We start from the raw sequence: 20,914 nt of genomic DNA on the forward strand, positions 1-20,914 counted from the left end.
CTGCTCGCGAAAGCGGTGTATCAGTCAACATCATCATCGACTGATACACCGTCTTCGCGAGCAGGCTCGCTCCCACATTAAATTTGCTTTGTGTCAGTGAGATCAGCGCAGGGTCTTGAGGATTGCTTGCAGCTGGGTTTGGCCCGCTTCACTCAACGGGAAAACCGGCAAGCGCGGATCGCCCACCTCCAGACCGGTCTGACGCAATCCGGCTTTGATCGTCGCCGGCAAGCCGCCCTTGAGGATGAAATCCAGTAGCGGCAACTGGCGATAGAACAGTTCCCGAGCACGGTCCAGATCCCCCGCCAACGACGCTGCATACAAGTCCAGATTCAACTGCGGGATCAGGTTCGGCGCCGCCGTGCACCAGCCTTTCGCCCCGGCGGCAAACGCCTCCAGCGCCAGCGGATTGCAGCCGTTGTAGAACGGCACCTGACCTTCACCGAGCAATTGCAGCTTGTGCATGCGCTGAATATCGCCGGTGCTCTCCTTGACCATGGTCACGTTTTCCACGCCATTGACGATGCGCAGGATCAAATCAACCGACATGTCGGTGCCGCTGGTGGCCGGGTTGTTGTAGAGCATGATCGGCACGCCGATGCTCTCGCCGATGGCACGGTAGTGCGCGAGGATTTCCGCCTCGGTGAGTTTCCAGTACGAAGCCGGCAGCACCATCACCACATCGGCGCCATGGGCTTCAGCGAAACGCGCGCGGCGTACGGCTTTGGCGGTGGTCAGGTCGGACACGCTGACGATGGCCGGCACGCGTTTGTCCACATGCTTGATGCTGAACTCGGCGACCTGATCCCACTCCGCATCGCTCAGGTAAGCGCCTTCGCCGGTGCTGCCCAACGGCGCGATGGCGTGGACGCCGCTGTCGATCAGGCGATCGATCGATTGACCGAGCGCTGGCAGGTCCAGCCCTTCGCCGTTGGCGCCGAACGGGGTGATGGTGTAGCCGATGATGCCGTGAATGGTGGACATGGGAATCTCTCCGTAACAGGTTTCAGTTCAGGCAATCGGCGTGTTGGCGCAGGTTCTGCCGGGCGTAGTAGTTGAAGGCCGCGGCGTGGCGCTTGGGCTTCGCGATCCAGTCGTGCGCCTCACGGCCCAGCTCAGGAATGATCGGTTTGATCGTACCGGCCGCCATCGCCAGCAGTTGCAGTTTGGCCGCACGCTCGATCAATTGGGCGATGACACACGCTTCTTCAATGGTTGTGCCGGTCGACAATTGACCGTGGTGCGAAAGCAGAATCGCGCGTTTGTCGCCCAGCGCGCCGGCAATCAACTCGCCTTCTTCGTTGCCCACCGGTACCCCGGGCCAACCTTCGAGAAACGCGCAGTCGTCGTACAGCGGGCACAGGTCCATGTGGGAAATCTGCAGCGGCACCTCCAGCATCGACAGCGCCGCGACGTGGGTCGGGTGGGTGTGGATGATGCAGTTCACATCCGGCCGGGCGCGGTACACCCAGCTGTGAAAACGGTTGGCCGGGTTGGCCATGCCGTGACCTTCGAGGACTTCCAGATCCTCGTTGACCAGCAGCAGATTGCTCGCGGTGATTTCGTCGAAACCCAGGCCCAGTTGCTGAGTGTAATAGGTGCCGGGTTGCGGGCCACGGGCGGTGATTTGGCCAGCAAGGCCTGAGTCGTGGCCGTTCTCGAAAAGAATCCGACAGGTCAGGGCCAGCTTTTGCCGGTCTGTCCACGTATTATCCGCCAGGGTTTTTTGCATCTGGGTCAGCGCTTGCTTGACCAGTTGGTCTTTGGGTAGTGCTAATGTCTTGGCCATGTCTGTGTCCTTTGGGTGATTGCAAATGACACGAAAGAGGCTATATGACACAAAGTGTCATTGGCAAGCACAAATCGTCGCTTCCTTGCTGGAATAACCGCTGCGCATGTCTATCCGTTTGAAACTATTGAGAAAAAAACTTGGCGTAACCCTTGAGGCACTGGCCGAAAAATCCGGCATGACCAAGAGTTATCTGTCGAAAGTCGAGCGCGGGCTGAACACGCCGTCGATTGCTGCCGCGTTGAAACTGGCGAAAGCGCTGAATGTGAAAGTCGAGGAATTGTTCTCCGAAGACAACGTCAGCCTCGACAGCTACAGCCTGGTGCGCAGCCACGAGCGCCAGTCACTCGCCGCCAATGATCAGAGCCCCGGGTACGCCGTGCTGGCCCATCAGGTCAGTGAGCGTAACCTGCTGCCGTTCATCATCTACCCGCCAAAAGAGTTCAGCGACAAGACCTTCAAGGAGCATCTGGGCGAGGAGTTTCTGTTCGTCCACGAAGGGCAGGTTGAAGTGGATTTCATGAACGAGAAGGTGCTGCTGGAACGCGGCGATGCGCTGCACTTCAATGCGCAGAAACCGCACCGGATCAGGTCGGTGGGGGAGGTGCAGGCGCAGTTGCTGGTGGTGGTGCACAGCAGCGAAGAATGAGGTGTCTGCTAAAAGCTTCGCGAGCAAGCTCGCTCCCACAGTAGACCGTGTTCAAGTGTGGGAGCGAGCTTGCTCGCGAAGGCGTCAGACCGGTTTACATCAAATCTCGACCGGCACCGACAACTTCGGGCTGCCAAGCGCGTGCGTCTTCGCATCAAAAAACCGCAACTCAACCCCCGTGCCCTCAAACACCTGCGCGTAATGTCGCTTCTGATGCTGAACAAACGCCGCACTGCGCGGATAAATCGAGATCGCCACCGTTGCAGGTTTCGCCAACCGCAGCGCCCGAACAATGTGCGCATCCTGCTCGCCCAACGCATGGCCAAAGATGCACAAGCCGTCGCCATGCCCGAGCAATTGCTCATAACAGAACGACAGATAATCCGAACTGCGAATGGTCTTGAGCTTGTCTGCACTCGGTCCTTCGGTGACGAACAGCGGCACGTCATCCAGTGTCTTGATCGTGTTGTTGATGGCGAAGCTGCCGAGCAACGTGCCCTCGGTTGAGGTCAGTTTGCGCGCGGTGCCGTCCTGATTGCGCACCAGGTGCAGACCGCCGTGCAGGTACAGCAAACGCGGTTTGGCGGTGGCAGTTTCGCTCAGATCGAAACTGGCATTCGGGCCGTTGAACAGGTCGTCGATGGCCGCGCCGTTGTGTTGCAGCGCCCAGTAGTTGAGCAGGTCGTAATTGGTGGTGAACACCGTGCGATAGCGCGCCAGTTCTTCATTCAGCGTCGCCAAAGTTGAAGCTTTCACCAGTCGCCAAGGAATGTGCACCGCGTGCACGGTGTTGATCAGCGCTTCCTTGATCGCGTAGTAGCGATTGCGTGGCGCCGCCGAGCTGACGGCCAGGGCCTTGTTGACCCGGCTGGTGGTTTTCAGCGCGCCAAGTACCTGCTCGAAACTGCGCGTCTGCATCGCGTCGAACACTGCCAGTTCCGAGGGGCTCAGCGGTTTCTCTTCCACAGTGCGGGCATTTTCGAACAGCGAGTCATAGCCGAAATCGTCCCACACCGCACGACTGGCACCATTGCCCACCAGCAAACCGTTGAAGTCGGTCGCGGCGCGCAGGGTGTTCCAGTCTTCGAGGCTGGCGTCGACATCGAGAAAATCGGTCATTGCGTAGGAAGTCTCAAACATAGGGGCTGATGGGCGGCGACTTTATCACGAGCGGGCATTGAGCCAGATCAACATCGCTCGTGACCGATCGGTCGATGCTGTGTCTATCCGCCGAACCGGAGCAGTCGATTCGGCCCCTTGTCAGGAGACGTGCGCATGACCAGTACCTTTTTCATTCCGGCGGTAAACATCATGGGCAGCGGCTGCCTCGACGAAGCCATGGTCGCCATTCGCAACTATGGTTTTCGCAAGGCGCTGATCGTCACTGACGCGGGGCTGGCCAAGGCTGGCGTGGCGACGATGGTCGCCGAGAAACTGGCGATGCAGGACATCGATTCGGTGATTTTCGACGGCGCCAAACCCAACCCGAGCATTGCCAATGTCGAGTCGGGGCTGGGGCTGCTCAAGGAAAGTCGCTGCGATTTCGTCGTGTCGCTGGGCGGCGGTTCGCCTCACGATTGCGCCAAAGGCATCGCCCTGTGTGCGACCAACGGCGGACAGATCGCTGATTACGAAGGGGTCGATCAATCGAGCAAGCCGCAACTGCCACTGATCGCGATTAACACCACCGCCGGCACCGCCAGCGAGATGACGCGCTTCTGCATCATCACCGACGAATCGCGCCACGTGAAAATGGCCATCGTCGACCGCAACGTTACGCCGCTGCTGTCGGTCAACGACCCGGAGCTGATGGTCGCCATGCCGAAAAGCCTGACTGCCGCCACCGGCATGGACGCGCTGACCCACGCCATCGAAGCCTACGTCTCGACCGCTGCCAACCCGATCACCGATGCCTGCGCTTTGAAAGCCATGACCCTGATCAGCAACAATCTGCGCCTGGCCGTGCGCGACGGCAGCGACCTCGCCGCGCGGGAAAACATGGCTTACGCGCAGTTTCTCGCCGGCATGGCCTTCAACAATGCCTCGCTCGGCTATGTGCATGCGATGGCGCATCAATTGGGCGGTTTCTATGACTTGCCCCATGGCGTGTGCAACGCCGTGCTGCTGCCCCACGTGCAGACGTTCAATGCGCTGGTGTGTGCCGATCGGCTGACCGATGTCGCTCACGCCATGGGCGCCGACATTCGTGGTTTCAGCGCGGAAGAGGGCGCCCAGGCGGCGATCACTGCCATTCGTTGTCTGGCCAAAGATGTCGAGATTCCGGGTGGCCTGCGCGAACTCGGCGCCAGGCTCAGTGACATTCCGTTGCTCGCGACCAATGCGCTGAAAGATGCCTGCGGTTTGACCAATCCCCGGGCTGCGGATCAGCGCCAGATCGAGGAGATTTTTCGTAACGCGTTTTGAGGAGCAGACTGGGTGAAAGTCTTGAACGTCAGGTTTTGCTGTTCACGGTCACAGTAAAGGTTCGAACGCGGCCCCAGTCTGAATTCTTGCCATCAATGTTGTGAACGGCGGACGTGCGGTACTGTCCGGCAGGTAAGGGCTGCGTCACCTGAGTACGCCATTGCCGGGTGCTGTCCACATTGGCTCTGGCAATCTCAAGGCCAGTGTCCAGATCGAAAATGTTAACCAAGCCTGTGGCCTGTGTGACATTACCCGAAAAGACCGGAACTGCATCTACCTTGGCCCCCTCTTGCGGTTCGATAATCACCGGGACGTCGATAGCGGGCCGCAACCGCACGGTATATTTGCGCTCCTCACTCCATTCTGACGTGATGCCTTCCCACATCTGGTGGGCGCGAATCCCCTGTGGTCCCGGAAACTGGGCACCGCTGATGCTAAACGCCCATCGTCCATTTGCGCTGACCTGTCCATCACCGAGCGAATGTGTGTTTTCAATGTTCCAGACCTGCACCAGCGCACCCGGTATACCGCTGCCGAGCAACAGTGTTGCAGGCCCGGTAGTGCTGCCCTCTTCGGGCAGCGTGATGGTCGGCGGGGCTGGTTGGGTATTCTGCTCGTCGGGCGTGCTCATTGCTTTTCTCGTTTCGGGCTGAATTTGAGTCGAGAGATTGGCATGACGAATTTCGTTTCGAACCTGTAAAAACTACCAGTTTTTTAGCTTTTTTTGCTTGATTGGTAATTTCATTTTCTTCTAAAAAACTGTCATTTCTGTCAGTTGTCTGGCGTGGTTGCTTCGGATCGAATGCTCTGACAACGGGGGTCGACTTCGATCTCTCAAGGAGCACACGAACATGCCGAAAGCCACAGCACCCACAGTATCGAAAGCCCCCAGAACAGCAAAAGCACAATCAGCGGGAGAACTGGATGATCGCTTTGGCCTGCGAACACTGAAATTTCCCGAAGCGAGCAAGACCATTGGTCATGGGGTGGCGATAACGCCGTCGGGGCAGATCATGGTCAGCGCAACCGTTGAGCTCTCAGGGCTTTCGTACTACGGCCTGACGCGTCTGGATGCCAATGGCAATCCAGATCCGGGCTTTGGTAATGCCGGCCATCTTCACGGCCATTTTGGTAGTGGTCGGCTGTCGCAAGGCGGGCAGTTAATCGTTGATGCAAACGGTCGGATCTATCTGTGCGGTGTGATTGGCGTGATCAAAGACACGGCCATCGATTACCACCAGGTCATCGCCCGCTTCCTGCCCGACGGTTCGCCGGATACCGGGTTCGGCGACGATAAGAGCGGCTATCGGATTGTGCCCACGCGTATTCCTCTGCTGACAGGTGCCACGGGCGGGCGTCTGATTCTGGCGAAATCCACTCCTCAGGCAGCAGAACCGGACAGACTGCTGTTCGTGACCTCGCAAAAGGGCAGTGGATTGCTGGCGCGGTTCCATCTCGATGGCTCGGACGATTCATTGTTCGCGACCAATGGCTGGATTGTCCTGACACTGCCAGGGGTGGCGATTGCATTGCCGGGAATCGTCCAGCTCGGCAATGGACTGATTCTCGTGCATGGCAAAACACAAGTAACCAACCAGGGATTGGTCATGGCGTTCGACCACACCGGAAAAGTCGCAGAAGCGTTTGGCAACGAGGGGAGATTGCTGTTGAACCTTCAAAAGGATAACAAGCCGCTCGAGAGCTCGGTGGCGCAGATCATTGTGCAAACGTCAGAGCGCTTGCTGTTGATCGGATCGGCGGTCGAAGCGTCGGCAGGGGACAAATTCCAGCATGCCTTCATCAGCGCGATCACCTATGCCGGCCAGATGGATGAAACGTTCAACGGTGACAACCCTGTTATCACCGCTGCGACAGGAGTACTCGATCTCAGAGGCTGGAAAGCAGGGCTTGCGCTGGATGACATCGCAGGCAAACGGATCGTCACGGTCGGACAGACATCGGACGGCGAACGACGGTTACTCACGGGAGGCTTTTTGGACGACGGCGCCGTGGATCCGGCATTTGATGTAAAAGGCGCGGCCGCTATCGAGTGGATTGCGCAGGACGCCTGTCTGCAGGGCTCGTCAATGCTGGTGTTGGGGCAGAGCAATGAAGCGACTCATCTGGTGCGATTGTTGACAGCGGCGAGCTGACGGGCAGGTTCATCACATTTTCGGTGTGATTGAAATCCGGGCTATCCTGCCGACTCGGACGAACCCCAGTCAGCGAGCCCTCCATGCTGCAAAAGAGCCTGATCCGCCGCCTCGACCTGATCACCCTGCAACTGTTCGTCGCCGTTCATGAAGAAGGCACGTTGACCCGTGCGGCCTCGCGCGAAGCCATCGCGGTGTCGGCGGCGAGCAAGCGCCTGATGGAGCTGGAAGAGGCGCTCGGGATCAGCCTGTTCGTGCGTCAGGCCAAGGGCATGACCCTGACGCCTGCCGGCGAAACGCTGCTGCACCATGCCCGGCAGATGTTGTTCAACGTCGAGAAAATGGGCCTGGAACTGGGTGAACACAGCCACGGCGTGCGCGGTTATGTGCGCATGCTGGCGAACCTGTCGGCGATCATTCAGTTTCTTCCCGAAGACTTGCGCGACTTCTCCGCGCAGCACCCGCAGGTCAAGACCGACCTTGAAGAGCGACCCAGTGCCGGGGTGATTCAGGGGGTGCTCGATGGCGTGGCGGATCTCGGCATCTGCTCCAACGACAGCGACACCAAAGGTCTGCGCAGCGTGTTGTACCGCGAGGACAAACTGGTGGTGGTGATGCTGCCAGAGCATCCCTTGGCCGCGCGTGAATCGGTGGCGTTCGATGAGACGCTGGACAGCGATTATGTCGGTTTGCACGCCGCCAGCTCGATCAATATGCGCACCCATGCGGCGGCGCGTCAGGCTGGCAAGGTGCTGCGCATTCGCATTCATGTACCGGGGTTCGATGCGGTGTGCCGGATGGTTCAGGCCAACATGGGCATCGGCATTTTGCCGCAGCGCGCTTATGAACTGTTTGGTCAGGCGCTGGGGTTGCACGCGGTGCCGTTGACGGATGACTGGTCGGATCGCGCGTTGATTGTGGTGGTGCGCGATGAGGCGGGGTTATCGCCGGTGAGTCGGTTGTTGTTTGAGCATTTGCGGGGGCAGGGCGAGTAGATCTCCAGTGAATGTTCCGGCCTCTTCGCGAGCAAGCTCGCTCCCACAGTGGATGTGTGTTGAACACAGAATCTGCAGCCGCCACGAAACCCTGTGGGAGCGAGCCTGCTCGCGAAGACTGATTTGAATTCACCACATCACTCCCGAGCGTTCGCATTTCGCGAACGCCCATTGCCGAGAGACGGCTGGATTGCCCGATCATCGTTCCTCTAGCCTTGGCGCATATTCCAAGAACAAGAGGTACCCCGCGATGACTGCCCCCTTGAGTGCGATCAAAGTGATCGAGATCGGCACCCTGATCGCCGCGCCGTTTGCCGCGCGCATGCTCGCCGAGTTCGGCGCCGAAGTGATCAAGATCGAAGCCATGGGTCAGGGCGACCCGCTGCGCAAATGGCGCAAGCTGCACGAAGGCACGTCGCTGTGGTGGTACCTGCAATCACGCAACAAGAAATCCCTGGCGCTCAACCTGAAATCCGCCGAAGGCATCGAACTGGTAAAGCAACTGGCCAGTGATGCTGACGTGATCATCGAAAACCTGCGCCCCGGTGCGCTGGAAAAGCTGGGTCTGGGCTGGGACGTACTCCACGCGCTGAACCCCAATCTCACCCTCGTGCGTATTTCCGGCTACGGCCAGACCGGCCCGTACCGCGATCGTCCGGGTTTCGGCGCGATCGGCGAGGCCATGGGCGGCATTCGTTACACCACCGGCAGCCCCGGTTCGCCACCGGCGCGGGTCGGTGTCAGCCTCGGCGATTCGCTGGCTTCATTACATGCGGTGATCGGCGCGCTGATGTCGCTGCTGCGGGTCAAGACCGGGCAGGGCGGCGGGCAAGTGGTCGACGTATCGCTGGCTGAAAGCGTGTTCAACGTCATGGAGAGCCTGGTGCCGGAATACGACATGCTCGGCCATGTTCGCGAACGTAGCGGCGGCGCCTTGCCGGGTATCGCACCATCCAATACTTACCTCACGGCTGATGGCGCTTACGTGGTGATCGCCGGCAACAGTGACCCGATTTACAAGCGTCTGATGCACACCATTGGCCGCGAAGACCTGGCTGATGCCGAAGAATTTGCCCATAACGATGGGCGCGCCGCCAAAAGCGGTGTGCTCGACGCCGCCATCACCCACTGGACCAGCAGCCAGCCGATCAACGATGTGCTCGCCGCGCTCGAAGCCGCTGAAGTGCCCGCGGGGCGAATCTATTCGGTGGCCGACATCGTTGCCGATCCGCACTATCAGGCGCGGGGCATGTTGCTCAATGCGCAACTGCCCGGCGGCGCAACAGTGAAAATGCCTGGCATCGTGCCAAAACTCTCGGAAACCCCCGGCGGCGTGAACTGGTCGGGGCCGAAACTCGGCCAGCACACCGACGGCATCCTCGCCGGCCTCGGCCTGACAGAGCTGGATATCGAACGCCTGAAAAACCAGGGGGTGGTGCAATGATCACCGACTATTCGCAAACCCTGATCGTCCAGGAAGTCTCGCCCCGCGACGGCTTGCAGATCGAGCCGACGTGGGTGGAAACCGCTGACAAGATCGCGCTGATCGATCAACTGGCGCTGGCCGGTTTCAACCGCATCGAAGCCGGCTCGTTCGTCTCACCGAAAGCCATTCCGGCACTGCGCGATGGCGAGCAAGTCTTCACCGGCATTCAACGCCAGCCGGGGGTGATTTATGTCGCGCTGATTCCCAACCTCAAAGGCGCGCAGCGTGCATTGGCGGCGGGTGCCGACGAGTTGAATCTGGTGATGTCCGCTAGCCAGACGCACAACTTGGCCAACATGCGCATGCGCTGCGAGGATTCGCTGGCGGCGTTTGCAGAGATTGTGGCGTTTGCGAGCGGCTCCGGCGTGCGCCTCAACGGCAGCGTCGCCACGACTTTCGGTTGCCCGTTCGAAGGTCATATCGACGAGGATCGCGTGCTGCAAATCGTCGACGCTTATCAGGAACTGGGCATTGCCGGTATCACCCTCGCCGACACCACCGGCATGGCCAATCCGCGTCAGGTAGATCGCTTGGTGCGGCGCGTGTTGCAGCGGGTTTCGCCGGCCGATCTGACCCTTCATTTCCACAACACCCGTGGTCTGGGTCTGTGCAATGTGCTGGCGGCTTACGAGGCGGGCGCGCGGCGATTCGATGCGGCGCTTGGCGGTCTCGGTGGCTGTCCGTTTGCGCCGGGCGCGTCGGGCAATATCTGCACTGAAGACCTGGTAAACCTGTGCGATGAGATCGGTATTCACACTGGCATCGACTTGACGCTGCTGCTGAAACTCTCCCGAGGATTGCCGGACCTGCTGGGCCACGAAGTCCCCGGCCAACTGACCAAGGCCGGACGCAACTGCGACCTGCACCCGATCCCCATCTGAATATACAAATCCCCCTGTGGGAGCGAGCTTGCTCGCGAAGGCGGTATGTCATTCACATTTGATTTCGACTGACTCGACGCCTTCGCGAGCAAGCTCACTCCCACAAAAAAACGCTCCACAGTGAGCGTCATAACCAGACAACAAAAACAATCGGACGCCCATCGGCAGTCCGCCTGGAGAACAACTATGAGCCTCAATGTAATGGAGGCGGGCGCCCGTCCGTCCGTCGATCACGACGCCGAAAAAGCCCTGGTCAGCAAAGTCGCCTGGCGTCTGATGCCGCTGATCATGGTCTGCTACCTGTTCGCTTTTTTCGACCGCATCAACATCAGCTTCGCCAAGTTCCAGTTGCAGACCGATCTGAGCCTGAGCGACACCGCGTACGGCCTCGGCGCCGGGCTGTTCGTCGTCGGTTACGTGCTGTTCGAAGTGCCGAGCAACATGATGCTGTACAAGGTCGGCGCACGGCGCTGGATCGCGCGGATCATGATGTCCTGGGGCGTGGCGACGGCAGCGATGGTGTTCGTCAACAGCGAATGGCAGTTCTATGCGCTGCGCTTTGTGATCGGTGCGATGGAGGCCGGTTTTGCCCCGGGCGTGCTGTATTACCTGACGCTGTGGTTTCCGCAGCACTTCCGTGGCCGCATTACCTCGATGCTGTTTCTCGCTTCGGCATTCGCCGGACTGGTCGGCGCGCCGTTCTCCGGTCTGGTACTGGAACACCTCGACGGCGTGCTGCAAATGCGCGGCTGGCACTGGCTGTTCCTGCTCGGCGGTGTGCCGTGCATCGGCCTTGGTTTTCTGGTGCTAATGCTGCTCAAGGATCGCATCGAGGATGCGCACTGGCTGACTGCCGACGAGAAAAAATTGTTGTCCAGCCGCATCGCCCAGCATGAGCCGCACAAGAGCGGCGGGTCGTTGCTCGCGGCGTTGAAGATTCCCGGTTTTCTGACGTTGGGGTTGATCTACTTTCTGATCCAGGTGGCGTCCTACGGCTTGAACTTCTGGGCGCCGCAATTGATCCGCAGCGCCGGCACCGAGAGCCCGGTGATGATCGGTCTGCTGACGGCTATCCCGTACATTTGCGGGGCGATCAGCATGGTGGTGATCGGGCGTTTGTCGGACGCGACCGGTGAGCGGCGCAAGTTTGTCGCCGGGTTGGTGATTGTCGGGGCGATCGGCTTTTTCAGTGCGGGGATTTTCGCCAGCCACACCACGTTCCTGATCGTTGCACTTGGTTTGCTTGGCGCTGGCATCATCGCCTCGATCCCGAGCTTCTGGACCTTGCCACCGAAGTTGTTGGCCGGGGCAGGCGCTGGTGCGGCGGGCGGGATTGCGGTGATCAACACACTGGGGCAATTCGGCGGAATCGTCAGCCCGGTGATGGTTGGGCGGATCAAGGATTTGACCGGGAGTACCACGCCGGCGCTGTATGTCATAGGCGTGGCTGCGTTTATCGCTGCAGCACTGTTGCTGTGGGGGTTGCCGCAGAAATTGCGCACGCTCGATAAGTTCTGAGATCTGTGGTGTCTGCAATGACGCCTTCGCGAGCAAGCTCGCTCCCACAGTTGATCGCATTCCTCCAGTTGGAATTCGGCACCTGTGGGAGCGAGCTTGCTCGCGAAGACTGACTTCCAGACACTGATAAATCACGGATTGGTTCCATCAGTTAACAGCCACCCCATTTTTCTCAAACACACGAATCAACACCACCCCGGCAATCGCCAACATCGCCCCAACGCCCGCAACGCTGTCAACGACTTCTCGCTACCAAGCGGGAAATGCACTTTGGTTTACTGATGATTCGGTTGAAAGGGCCGATACAGCAGGGGATAGTGCGCGGCTGAAAAAGTGCTCAAGGAGCGGGAAGTGACAGTGAAGTCTGGCTGGGTCGGGTGTGCGGCATTGTGCGGGTGGTTACTGGCGGGGCAGGCATTTGCCGATTGCACACCGGCGCCAACGGCGCATGAGGTGGATTTTTCCCTCTGTAAGGACTGGCCGGCGTATCCCGGGCTGGCGCTCACCGCGGTCGCCAATTTCTCGCCCGATCCGGTCTATGGCGCGGAGGGGACGGTGGGTCTCTACGATCTGCGTTTGTCCTTGGTGGCGAGCGCAGACTTGCAGCCGTTAGCGAGCATTTATCAGCCCTCCGCATTCTCTGTTGATGCCATCGCGCTGGACGAACTGAAATTCGATACCGCCCGCTATAAGCTCGCGCCGCAATTGCAGGCCTTTGGCGTGCGAGTACGGTTCAAAGGCTCTTCGCGCGTGAATCCTCTGGATCAAACCTGGTTGTCGCTCTATGTGAAAGACGGCAACGTATTGCGTCCTGTCATGGATCGGCTGGTGGTTTATGAATATGGCGGGGAGTGGGATGGCAATTGTGCGGGAGAGCGCTACGAGACTACGCGAACCGTGGCTCTGGCCAAGACCAGCAGCCATGGCTATGCCGACCTGATTATCAAAACGATCCGTAGCTCGACTGTTGGCGAGGGCGAAGGCGAGGCGTGTGTATCCAATACCGTCACGCAAAAACCGGTATTGACGACACTTCGCTATGACGGCAAAAACTACGTAGTGCCTGAAGATTTCAAAGGCCTCTAAGACCGATGTCTTTTACTCAAGGAAGAACAATGATTTCGCGTTCCACAGTGCTGGGCTCTTTTATCGCGATGGGTCTTTTGACGATCACCGCTCAAGCCCAGGCCGCTTGCGAAGTGAAAAAATTCGATGGCCACTCCCTTTCGCGCTGCAAAGCGTGGCCGGCGTTCAACGATCAGTCGATTGCGGCGAAGTCTTCATTTCTCTCGGATTCGGGCGACGATGAGATGGGCGTGTTCGATCTGGAACTGGCGCTCGTCAGTTCGACAAGCGGCAAGAGCCTCGCTACCTATGCAAAGCCGGGTGCCTACAATTCCGATGCCATTAGTTTCGACGATCTGACAATCGATACGGCCCGTTACCGATTGGCTGCTGATGTCCGTGCATTCGGTTTGCGTTCAAAATTCGCCAGTCACGGCTCCAGAGCCAATCCTTACGCAAAAACCGATTTGGCGTTGTATGTGCGGGAAGGCAACAAATTGCGCCCAGTGCTGGAAGGCTTAGTGATTCGCAAGGAATTTGGTGAAGGGACGGATGAGTGTGGCACCGAAGACACGCAAATCCGCAGGACTGTAGATATCGGCCCGACGAGCCACCATGGTTTTGCCGATTTGATCATCAGCTCGAGCGGTTCAGTTTACAAATCCTTCCTGTCGGGTAAGGAGTGCATCTCGAAAACGATCGACATGAAGAAAACTCGCGTCGTCCTGACCTACGACGGCCAGCAATACATCGTCCCCGAAGATCTCAGAGGTTACTGACCCGATGCTTACCGGCCTCAACCACCTGACCCTCGCGGTCAGCGATTTGCACCGCAGCCTGGCGTTCTATCGCGATGTGTTGCAGCTGCGCGTCGAAGCCACGTGGGACGCCGGTGCCTATCTGTCGCTGCCCGGGCTGTGGTTGTGTTTGTCGCTTGATTCAACGCGCTCAAGCGAACCGTGCGCCGATTACACCCATTACGCTTTCAGTCTCAATGCAGCCGATTTCTCAACATTCGTAGCAAAGCTAAAAGCGGTGAACGTGCAGGAGTGGCGCGACAACCGCAGCGAAGGTGCGTCGTTCTATTTTCTCGATCCAGACGGCCACAAGCTGGAAATTCACGTCGGCGATCTCGCATCACGACTGGCAGCGTGTCGGCAAAAACCGTACGCCGGCATGCGTTTTTACGACGAGTCATGATCAGACACATTTGTCTGTTATAGACTGGCCGCCACGTGTTCTGGCGCTTGCAGGTTTTCCATGACTCCATCGTTGCTAATGGCCGTGCTGGCCTCGGGTTTCATTTATGGCATTACGCCCGGGCCGGGTGTGCTGGCGGTGTTCGGCATCGGTGCAGCCCACGGGCGACGGGCCGGGGCGGGGTTTCTTTGCGGGCACCTGCTCGGTGATGTGGTCTGGTGCAGCACAGCGCTGATTGCGATTGTCGGCGCCCGGGAAATCGGCAGCACCGCGTTTGATGTGCTCGGTGTGCTCAGCGGTTTGTACCTGTTCTGGCTCGGCTGGCGCGCGGTGCGGGCCCAGCGTCGCAACGGCGACGAACCGCAAGGTGCGGCGCGCAAGCCGTTCTGGCACGGCATTCTGTTTGGTTTGACCAATCCCAAGGCCTATCCGGTGGCGGTCGCGACCTTCACCGCGCTGTTGTCGAGCCGCGCCGAACTGCTCAACTGGTCGATGCTGCCGGCGTTGATTGCCCTGAGTTTCCTCGGCGGCTTGTTGGCCTACGCTATTCTGATTGGCGTGGTTGGCGCGCAGCGGGTACGCATGCTGTATCAGCGTCATGAGTTGCTTATCACCCGCTTGTGCGGCGTGATGTTTATAGGTTTTGCCATCAACGCGCTGATGCATGCGCTGCCGGGGCTGATGCCGAACAAGGCTTGAAGGTGTGTGCAGGGATGCGCAATCAAGAGGCTAGAAATGTTTGATTAAGGGCCGCCGTTCGTCGCAGCGACTGCAACTTTTCTAAACCTTTGCCGGCCAGGAAATTCTCAATCTAGGCGGGCACCTGCTCGCCACGATCATTACCAAGAGGTAGAGAATCATGCCTAATTCAAGAAACTCGAACTCGGGAAACTTCGCCAACGATCGAACCAAGGCCTCTGAAGCAGGTCGCAAAGGTGGGAAAACCACCACAACGACCGTCGACAAAGAGCCAAAACCAGACATGGGCCGCAAGCCCGCTCAGAAATCGAAGTAGTCGGTGAAGGTAGTTTTGATTGAGAGGCGGGGGCGTAAGCTCCCGCTTGAATTTCGCAAGTAAGGAGGGCGCGACCATGAGCCGGATGGCCACCCGTATACGCACCATGAGTTTTGCATCGCTGTTGGGCCTGTGTGCCAGCAGTGCTTTTGCCCAGTCGCCCGCCGATTTCATCAACGATGCCTCCGCCAAAGGAATGGCCGACATCGAAGCCAGTCGTCTGGCCCACAGCAAAGCCGAATCGAAAGAGGTCAAGGACTACACCATCGTCGTCATCAATGACCGCACCACGGCGAACCAGCACCTGGCGAAGATCGCCAAGAAACTCGACCTGCCGGTCGCGCCCCGTGAGGAGCTGGCCGACAAGGCCAAAGAGTTGATGCCGCCAGTGAGCGATGGCGCCTCCTTCGATCAGGCCTACGCCGCCAGTCAAGTCAAAGCCACTGAAGAGGCCATCGAGCAGATTCAGCAGCAAGCGCAGACCACCGACGTGCCGGAGATTAAAGCGTTTGCCGACGAGACATTGCCGAAACTGCAAAGCCATCTGGAGAAGGCTCGCGCGCTGCAGGCTAGCCGCTAATCAGGATCAAAAGATCGCAGCCTTCGGCAGCTCCTACACCTGTTTATGTAGGAGCTGCCGAAGGCTGCGATCTTTTGATTTAAACCCTCAGCACTCATTCAAATCCTGCTTCGACTTGCTCTTCTCGCCCAACCCCTCAAGATTAAAAACCTCACCCTCGCCCAACGAACGGTAGTGCCTGCGCAACGCCTCCAACTGCTCCAAATCAAGCGCCTCCAGCCCAAGCATCGCGTTCTGCGCCTCTTTGGTCACCAACAGCAATTCATCGATCTTCAAGTGGAGAATGTCGGTGTCGCGGTTCTGTGTGTTCTGAATCAGGAACACCATCAGGAAGGTGATGATGGTGGTCGAGGTGTTGATGATCAGTTGCCAAGTGTCGTTGTAATCAAAGATCGGCCCGCTCAACCCCCACAACCCGATCAGGATCAACGCGCCCATGAAGGTCTTCGGACTACCGGCCCACAGCGCGAGCTTCTGGGAGATTTTTGCGAATTTCATAGCGGTGTTCCTTAATGGGAAGAGTCTTGAAATTCAGACAGCTGCGGCTGGTGGAAAATTCTAATTACAAATCCACCCACGTCACCGGACGTTGGTAGGGCAGGCAGGCGCGCTAGATCGCGGTATCGTGTCGAACCGCTGGAATGCCCCCGACAGGAGAACGCAATGAGTTGGTCCGCCAAACAATACGTCACTTTCGAAGATGAACGCACCCGCCCGGCCCGCGATCTGCTGGCGGCGATTCCCACGCCAGAAGCGCGGACAGTGGTCGATCTCGGTTGTGGTCCCGGCAACTCGACTGAGTTGCTGGTGCAGCGTTTTCCGGGGGCGAAGGTCAGCGGGCTGGATAGCTCGGCAGACATGATCGACGCGGCTCGCAAGCGCTTGCCGGATTTGCGCTTCGATGTAGCCGAGATTGATAAATGGGTCGATGCCGGGCCGTTTGATGTGATCTTCGCTAATGCCGTGTTGCAGTGGGTGCCGGATCACGCGATGTTGTTGCCGGCGTTGGCCAGCAAGTTGTCGGCCGGTGGCAGCCTGGCGATCCAGATGCCGGACAACCTCAATGAACCCTCACACCGCTTGATGCGTGAAGTCGCCGCGGAGGGTCCGTGGGCGAGCAAGCTTTCAAGCGCTGCGGGGCAACGTACCGACATGGCGAGCGCCAGTGATTATTTCTCGATGCTGCGGCCACACTGTGCGCGGGTCGATGTGTGGCGCACGACCTATCACCATCAGCTGTCAGGCGGGGCGGCGGGGGTGGTGGAGTGGTTCAAGGGGAGCGGGTTGATTCCGTTTTTGAGTCCGCTGACCGAGGCGGAAAAGGCGCAGTACCTGGAGCAGTATCTGGCGGAGGTTGAGAAGGCTTATCCGGCATTGGCGGATGGCTCGGTGCTGTTGCCATTTCCACGGTTATTGATCGTCGCGACGCGCTGAAATAAATTGGGCCTGTTTTTCGGCTGGAGATTTTTGGTGCGCTTTCGGACGGACCCCTCATCGGAACGCCGCCCGCCCAGCCCTCTCCCGAGGGAGAGGGAGCCGACCGGTGTTGTATCCGGACCCGGAGTTCGGCTCGATATTTCAGGTCGGCGTAACCCTGGAGAACAACTCGGTCAGTCCCCTCTACCTCTGGGAGAGGGTTAGGGTGAGGGCTTATCAAGCTGCAAACCCGCTCAACGCTGCACCGCCACCAACATCATCATTGGCCGCTCCCGCTCTTCCGCCAGCGCCGGTTGCGCCGCCACTTCAGCATCGCTCGGCCCCCATTCATTGACATGTCGAATCGTGAACCCCGCATCGATCAGCGAATTGAGCAATGTCCCGACCGTACGATGCTGCTTGATCACGCCCTCGGCCAACCAGTTCGTAACCCGCTCACCCTCCAACTGATAGCTATCCAGCGGCCAACGCTTGTTACCTTCGCTATCTACCAACCAGCCCGGATTACGCGGCGCCATAAAGATTGGATGCTCAATGGAAAACACAAAGTGCGAACCCGGTTTCAGTGCCGCGTACAGGTGCGCAAACAGCCCCGGCAGATCCTTGATGTAATGCAGTGCCAACGAGCTGTAAGCCAGATCGAAACTGCAAGCGGGCAAGTCGAGCTGTTCCAGATCGGCGCGCTCATAACGAATGTTCGCCGCCGTCGTGGTTACTCGCGCCCGCTCCAGCATCTTCTCCGAGACATCCAGCCCCAAGACACTGGCCGCGCCATTTTCAATGGCCCAACGGCTGAACCAGCCATAACCGCAGCCCAGATCCACCACGTTCAGGCCGTGCATGGATGGCAACAGCGCCTTGAGCGCCGGCCACTCCGGCGCCGCGTCGAGGCCGCCGATGGAGCGGTTCATCTGGCTGTAGCCCTGGAAAAACTCGGGATCGTCGTAAATGTTTTGCGTCATGGTGAGGTGCTCTATTGAGTTCGATCGTCAGCGGCGAAGTGGCCGCGATTGAAATCCCTCGAAAGTGATGGCGCGTATTCGTCGATGGCCGCGCAGGGGGAGGGTGGTGGTCGATGGGGAAATGCTAGTCGGTCGGGCGGGAGGTGAAAACCGGTGGAGTGTTGTGGATCTGTAATGTCGGGGAAATCGCTATGTTTTATCGCCACGTAAACGTCTTGCGAGTGAAGTGTTTAAAGACGTGCAGTGTTACGTCCTGAAGCCTACAAATCCTTGCGCCGTTGCCTACCGCTACGCCAGAATCCGCCGGCTTGTGCGCTTTAGGGGCGGTCGGTAACTTGGTTCGCGTCACTGATTTCCAGTGATCGGGTTTAGTAGCCCGGCATCCTCAATCTGAATAGCTGCATGAGTACCACTCAGTCAGGCAAATGCTTGCACCTGATGGTGGCTGTGCGCATGGCGCCCTCGGGTGCGCCGGATTTGGATTGGGGTCCGGTCTACTAACTTGCGCACAGCTGCCACCCATCCGTTTAGTAGCGAGATCGGTTGCGGCCTTACTAAAAGGTCTCAGTCCAATGTTCAAAGTAACGCCAAATCCGCCGGAAACCGATCCGGCATCCCCCTACGAATCACCCAACTCAAAGAAATTCCACGAAGCCGCCGAACGCGCCCTCGACCACTATCTCAGCCCCACGGCCAGAATCATGGGTTCCACCCACGAACCCGAACCGATGTACCTCGCCAACCCGAAATACGACACCGAATCCCTGTTGGCCAACGCCAGCGAAACCCTCGGCTCGGCCACCACCCTGCTCAACAACTTCGCCGCACAACTCGACACCTCGCACCGCAAGACCGCGCTTGGCATTGCGCAGATTGTCATGTTGAGTGAGTTGGCGGTGAATAAGGCGCTGGATAACGTGGTGCCGGCGGGCTAATCACGAGTTCTCTCATAATTGGCGGTCACAAAAAACCGGTCGAAGACCGGTTTTTTTGTTGCCCAATTTACAGGCGTTTTTCTACCAGTTAATTAACGGGCGCAAAATTTCTTAAGGCGCTCGCAGCCATCAATTGGGCATGGGTGCCATCGAACCAGATGAAGCAAAGCTTCGGCTTTTAATCGATCGCAGGAATGATTCGATATTTACGAATCCCCGCATCCAGGTTAGGCAGTCGAGTTTAATAACCCGATAAATTTTCGACTGGGAGTCCAGTTCAAGGCGCTGACTATAAGTAGCAGAAGCAAGCCTGAGTAAACCCAGTAAACCCCGATCTGATCGTACGCCCAGCCAGCAAGTAATATTCCCGTCAAACCGGTAAAACGGCTTGTGAAATCAATAGCCCCATACCAACTTCCGATAATGTTTTTAGGGACTGACAGCTGTATAGCGCTGGCGGTGGTACGAAAATACATCGTTGCTCCAAATTGAAAAGCGAACATACCAGCCCCTACCAGAATTGCGTTGCCTCTGATGAGTAGTGTTGTTATTACCCCGGCTAGCATCACGAAATGCGCGATAAATATAATCATCTGGAGGAAATTTCCCCCGCCATATCTTTTTGTGGTAAAGCCTCCCAAGACTGCCCCTGCTGCGCCAATGCTGTAAAGATAGCCAGTCTGATCAGGCGTAAATTCGTGGAAGTCGCGTAGGAGCGGAATCCACAGAAGCGCCAGGACACTTATAACTAACACGCACGCCGAGTAGGATCCAAGAAACGCGCGCCATTGCCGTGCCCGGAGTAGCGCTACTGTAGTACGGGACGCGCCGGTAATACTTTCTTGAAAGCGCTGCTTGAAGGATGAATGCTCGGGTTCAGCGCCTTCTAGCGGTCGAGATTGGTATTTAGAGACTAAGCTTAATGCCAACAGCAGGGCGACCAACATGAACGCGACCGATACTGTAAGTGATCTAGACAGGCCGATCTGTAGAATAGCAATTGCACCGATTGCCGGCCCAACAGACCGTGCAACGCCATTCATTGTCGCCAAAAAACCATTGATGCGGGGTATCTCTTCGCGCTCGAATAAAAAAGGCACCAGGGCAAACATTATCAGCCTGGAATACTGGTGTATCAGATCTACCAGAAATGCGAAGGTCCATACCCAAGCGACAGTGTTGGTATGGAAAGACAAAATGATTGTTGCTGCTGCAAATACAATGATGTTGATAGTCTGAGTGACGATGAATAATTTCCACTTGTTGAAGCGGTCAATGAATCCTGCACCCAGTAGTGTTACCAATAGTTCTGCAATATACCCAACCGCATAGGTGGTTGTAGCAGCTGAGGTAGTGCCTGTTATCGAATAGGCGAGATTCGCGAATACCAGATCGTAAACTGCTTCGGAGAGCGCAATAAATACGCCCACCGAAGCGAAGATATACATTTTTGAGTTGCTGGGGTTTAGGTAGGTGCGCACGACTGTTTATCCGGTCACGTAAATATTTTTGTTACGCGGCGATCACTTTTACGGTGTCTGGTAAAGTGGATTGAAACTCCGCCAAACTTGAAAATTCAGCTCTCGCGGTGAGAGTTTCAAGCGTTGACGCCATTTGGATTTTTCCTAATAGGGTTCGCAGCGAGTCGGGGGTATCCAGGTAAGGCATTAATGCGCTTTGAAATGCAGCCAAGGCCTGTTTATCTGTCTCAGAGGTTGCTGAGCTCATCATTGAGGTCAGTTCGGTTTTCCAGGAAACTGCTTTTGCTACGAGAACTTCTTCCATATTGAATCTCCTTCATGCATTGAAAAGCAATTGCGTGCGC

Annotated in this window: 23 protein-coding genes; 15 read left to right on the forward strand and 8 right to left on the reverse strand. The window is 57.8% G+C overall.

Going from position 1 to position 20,914, the window contains the following annotated elements:
• Window positions 1-102: 102 nt before the first annotated feature.
• Window positions 103-984 (reverse strand): dihydrodipicolinate synthase family protein, encoded by an 882-nt coding sequence (locus F8N44_RS19505; protein ID WP_150651439.1) that lies wholly within the window; start codon window positions 982-984, stop codon window positions 103-105.
• Between the two features lie 22 nt (window positions 985-1,006).
• The gene (locus F8N44_RS19510) at window positions 1,007-1,789 is read right to left on the reverse strand and encodes an aldolase (protein ID WP_141128039.1); all 783 of its coding nucleotides are present in this window, start codon (window positions 1,787-1,789) and stop codon (window positions 1,007-1,009) included.
• A 106-nt stretch (window positions 1,790-1,895) separates the two neighbouring features.
• On the opposite strand from F8N44_RS19510, the gene F8N44_RS19515 reads away from it, so the two are divergent.
• Window positions 1,896-2,438 (forward strand): helix-turn-helix domain-containing protein, encoded by a 543-nt coding sequence (locus F8N44_RS19515; protein WP_122600717.1) that lies wholly within the window; start codon window positions 1,896-1,898, stop codon window positions 2,436-2,438.
• Between the two features lie 99 nt (window positions 2,439-2,537).
• On the opposite strand, the gene F8N44_RS19520 is transcribed toward F8N44_RS19515, so the two are convergent.
• Window positions 2,538-3,557, reverse strand: a complete 1,020-nt coding sequence (locus tag F8N44_RS19520; RefSeq protein ID WP_150651490.1) for a DUF4917 family protein — start codon at window positions 3,555-3,557, stop codon at window positions 2,538-2,540.
• Window positions 3,558-3,713: 156 nt separating this feature from the next.
• Here F8N44_RS19520 and yiaY point away from each other — a divergent pair, with 156 nt between their 5' ends.
• Window positions 3,714-4,862, forward strand: coding sequence for an L-threonine dehydrogenase (gene yiaY, locus F8N44_RS19525; RefSeq protein ID WP_150651440.1), 1,149 nt, complete (start codon window positions 3,714-3,716; stop codon window positions 4,860-4,862).
• Between the two features lie 28 nt (window positions 4,863-4,890).
• Here yiaY and F8N44_RS19530 read toward each other — a convergent pair whose 3' ends face one another.
• The gene (locus F8N44_RS19530) at window positions 4,891-5,493 is read right to left on the reverse strand and encodes a hypothetical protein (protein WP_150651441.1); all 603 of its coding nucleotides are present in this window, start codon (window positions 5,491-5,493) and stop codon (window positions 4,891-4,893) included.
• Between the two features lie 220 nt (window positions 5,494-5,713).
• On the opposite strand from F8N44_RS19530, the gene F8N44_RS19535 reads away from it, so the two are divergent.
• The 11 genes from F8N44_RS19535 (at window position 5,714) to F8N44_RS19585 (ending at window position 15,755) form a co-directional block, all read left to right on the forward strand.
• Window positions 5,714-7,015 (forward strand): hypothetical protein, encoded by a 1,302-nt coding sequence (locus F8N44_RS19535; protein WP_150651442.1) that lies wholly within the window; start codon window positions 5,714-5,716, stop codon window positions 7,013-7,015.
• Between the two features lie 83 nt (window positions 7,016-7,098).
• Window positions 7,099-8,010: a LysR family transcriptional regulator gene (locus tag F8N44_RS19540; RefSeq protein WP_150651443.1), complete on the forward strand. Its 912-nt coding sequence runs from the start codon at window positions 7,099-7,101 to the stop codon at window positions 8,008-8,010.
• Window positions 8,011-8,260: 250 nt separating this feature from the next.
• Window positions 8,261-9,454: a CaiB/BaiF CoA transferase family protein gene (locus F8N44_RS19545; RefSeq protein WP_150651444.1), complete on the forward strand. Its 1,194-nt coding sequence runs from the start codon at window positions 8,261-8,263 to the stop codon at window positions 9,452-9,454.
• On the forward strand, window positions 9,451-10,377 hold the full coding sequence (locus tag F8N44_RS19550; protein WP_150651445.1) for a hydroxymethylglutaryl-CoA lyase: 927 nt from the start codon (window positions 9,451-9,453) through the stop codon (window positions 10,375-10,377). The genes F8N44_RS19545 and F8N44_RS19550 overlap by 4 nt, the downstream gene beginning before the upstream one ends.
• 186 nt (window positions 10,378-10,563) lie before the next feature.
• Entirely contained in the window at window positions 10,564-11,895 is a 1,332-nt protein-coding gene (locus F8N44_RS19555; RefSeq protein ID WP_150651446.1) for an MFS transporter, read from the forward strand.
• Between the two features lie 351 nt (window positions 11,896-12,246).
• Window positions 12,247-12,981: a hypothetical protein gene (locus tag F8N44_RS19560; protein ID WP_150651447.1), complete on the forward strand. Its 735-nt coding sequence runs from the start codon at window positions 12,247-12,249 to the stop codon at window positions 12,979-12,981.
• Between the two features lie 29 nt (window positions 12,982-13,010).
• Window positions 13,011-13,739 carry a hypothetical protein gene (locus tag F8N44_RS19565; RefSeq protein WP_150651448.1) on the forward strand — a complete coding sequence of 243 codons (729 nt, stop codon included), beginning with the start codon at window positions 13,011-13,013 and terminating at the stop codon, window positions 13,737-13,739.
• A gap of 4 nt (window positions 13,740-13,743) precedes the next feature.
• Window positions 13,744-14,160 (forward strand): fosfomycin resistance glutathione transferase, encoded by a 417-nt coding sequence (gene fos / locus F8N44_RS19570; protein ID WP_150651449.1) that lies wholly within the window; start codon window positions 13,744-13,746, stop codon window positions 14,158-14,160.
• Window positions 14,161-14,220: 60 nt separating this feature from the next.
• Window positions 14,221-14,859 carry a LysE family translocator gene (locus F8N44_RS19575; protein WP_150651450.1) on the forward strand — a complete coding sequence of 213 codons (639 nt, stop codon included), beginning with the start codon at window positions 14,221-14,223 and terminating at the stop codon, window positions 14,857-14,859.
• Window positions 14,860-15,019: 160 nt separating this feature from the next.
• The gene (locus F8N44_RS19580; RefSeq protein WP_007911485.1) at window positions 15,020-15,175 is read left to right on the forward strand and encodes a KGG domain-containing protein; all 156 of its coding nucleotides are present in this window, start codon (window positions 15,020-15,022) and stop codon (window positions 15,173-15,175) included.
• Between the two features lie 76 nt (window positions 15,176-15,251).
• Entirely contained in the window at window positions 15,252-15,755 is a 504-nt protein-coding gene (locus F8N44_RS19585; protein ID WP_150651451.1) for a DUF4142 domain-containing protein, read from the forward strand.
• Window positions 15,756-15,842: 87 nt separating this feature from the next.
• On the opposite strand, the gene F8N44_RS19590 is transcribed toward F8N44_RS19585, so the two are convergent.
• Complete coding sequence (locus F8N44_RS19590; RefSeq protein WP_150651452.1) at window positions 15,843-16,253, reverse strand: low affinity iron permease family protein; 411 nt, start codon at window positions 16,251-16,253, stop codon at window positions 15,843-15,845.
• Between the two features lie 165 nt (window positions 16,254-16,418).
• Here F8N44_RS19590 and tam point away from each other — a divergent pair, with 165 nt between their 5' ends.
• The gene (gene tam, locus F8N44_RS19595) at window positions 16,419-17,189 is read left to right on the forward strand and encodes a trans-aconitate 2-methyltransferase (RefSeq protein ID WP_150651453.1); all 771 of its coding nucleotides are present in this window, start codon (window positions 16,419-16,421) and stop codon (window positions 17,187-17,189) included.
• 236 nt (window positions 17,190-17,425) lie between these two features.
• On the opposite strand, the gene F8N44_RS19600 is transcribed toward tam, so the two are convergent.
• The gene (locus tag F8N44_RS19600) at window positions 17,426-18,154 is read right to left on the reverse strand and encodes a class I SAM-dependent methyltransferase (protein WP_150651454.1); all 729 of its coding nucleotides are present in this window, start codon (window positions 18,152-18,154) and stop codon (window positions 17,426-17,428) included.
• A gap of 572 nt (window positions 18,155-18,726) precedes the next feature.
• Here F8N44_RS19600 and F8N44_RS19605 point away from each other — a divergent pair.
• Window positions 18,727-19,089 carry a DUF6124 family protein gene (locus tag F8N44_RS19605; protein WP_150651455.1) on the forward strand — a complete coding sequence of 121 codons (363 nt, stop codon included), beginning with the start codon at window positions 18,727-18,729 and terminating at the stop codon, window positions 19,087-19,089.
• 227 nt (window positions 19,090-19,316) lie between these two features.
• Here F8N44_RS19605 and F8N44_RS19610 read toward each other — a convergent pair whose 3' ends face one another.
• Window positions 19,317-20,537 (reverse strand): MFS transporter, encoded by a 1,221-nt coding sequence (locus tag F8N44_RS19610; RefSeq protein WP_150651491.1) that lies wholly within the window; start codon window positions 20,535-20,537, stop codon window positions 19,317-19,319.
• Window positions 20,538-20,601: 64 nt separating this feature from the next.
• Window positions 20,602-20,874 (reverse strand): hypothetical protein, encoded by a 273-nt coding sequence (locus F8N44_RS19615; protein WP_034153121.1) that lies wholly within the window; start codon window positions 20,872-20,874, stop codon window positions 20,602-20,604.
• Window positions 20,875-20,914: the final 40 nt, after the last annotated feature.

The organism is Pseudomonas fluorescens, from assembly GCF_902497745.1.
GTDB lineage: Bacteria > Pseudomonadota > Gammaproteobacteria > Pseudomonadales > Pseudomonadaceae > Aquipseudomonas > Aquipseudomonas fluorescens_BM.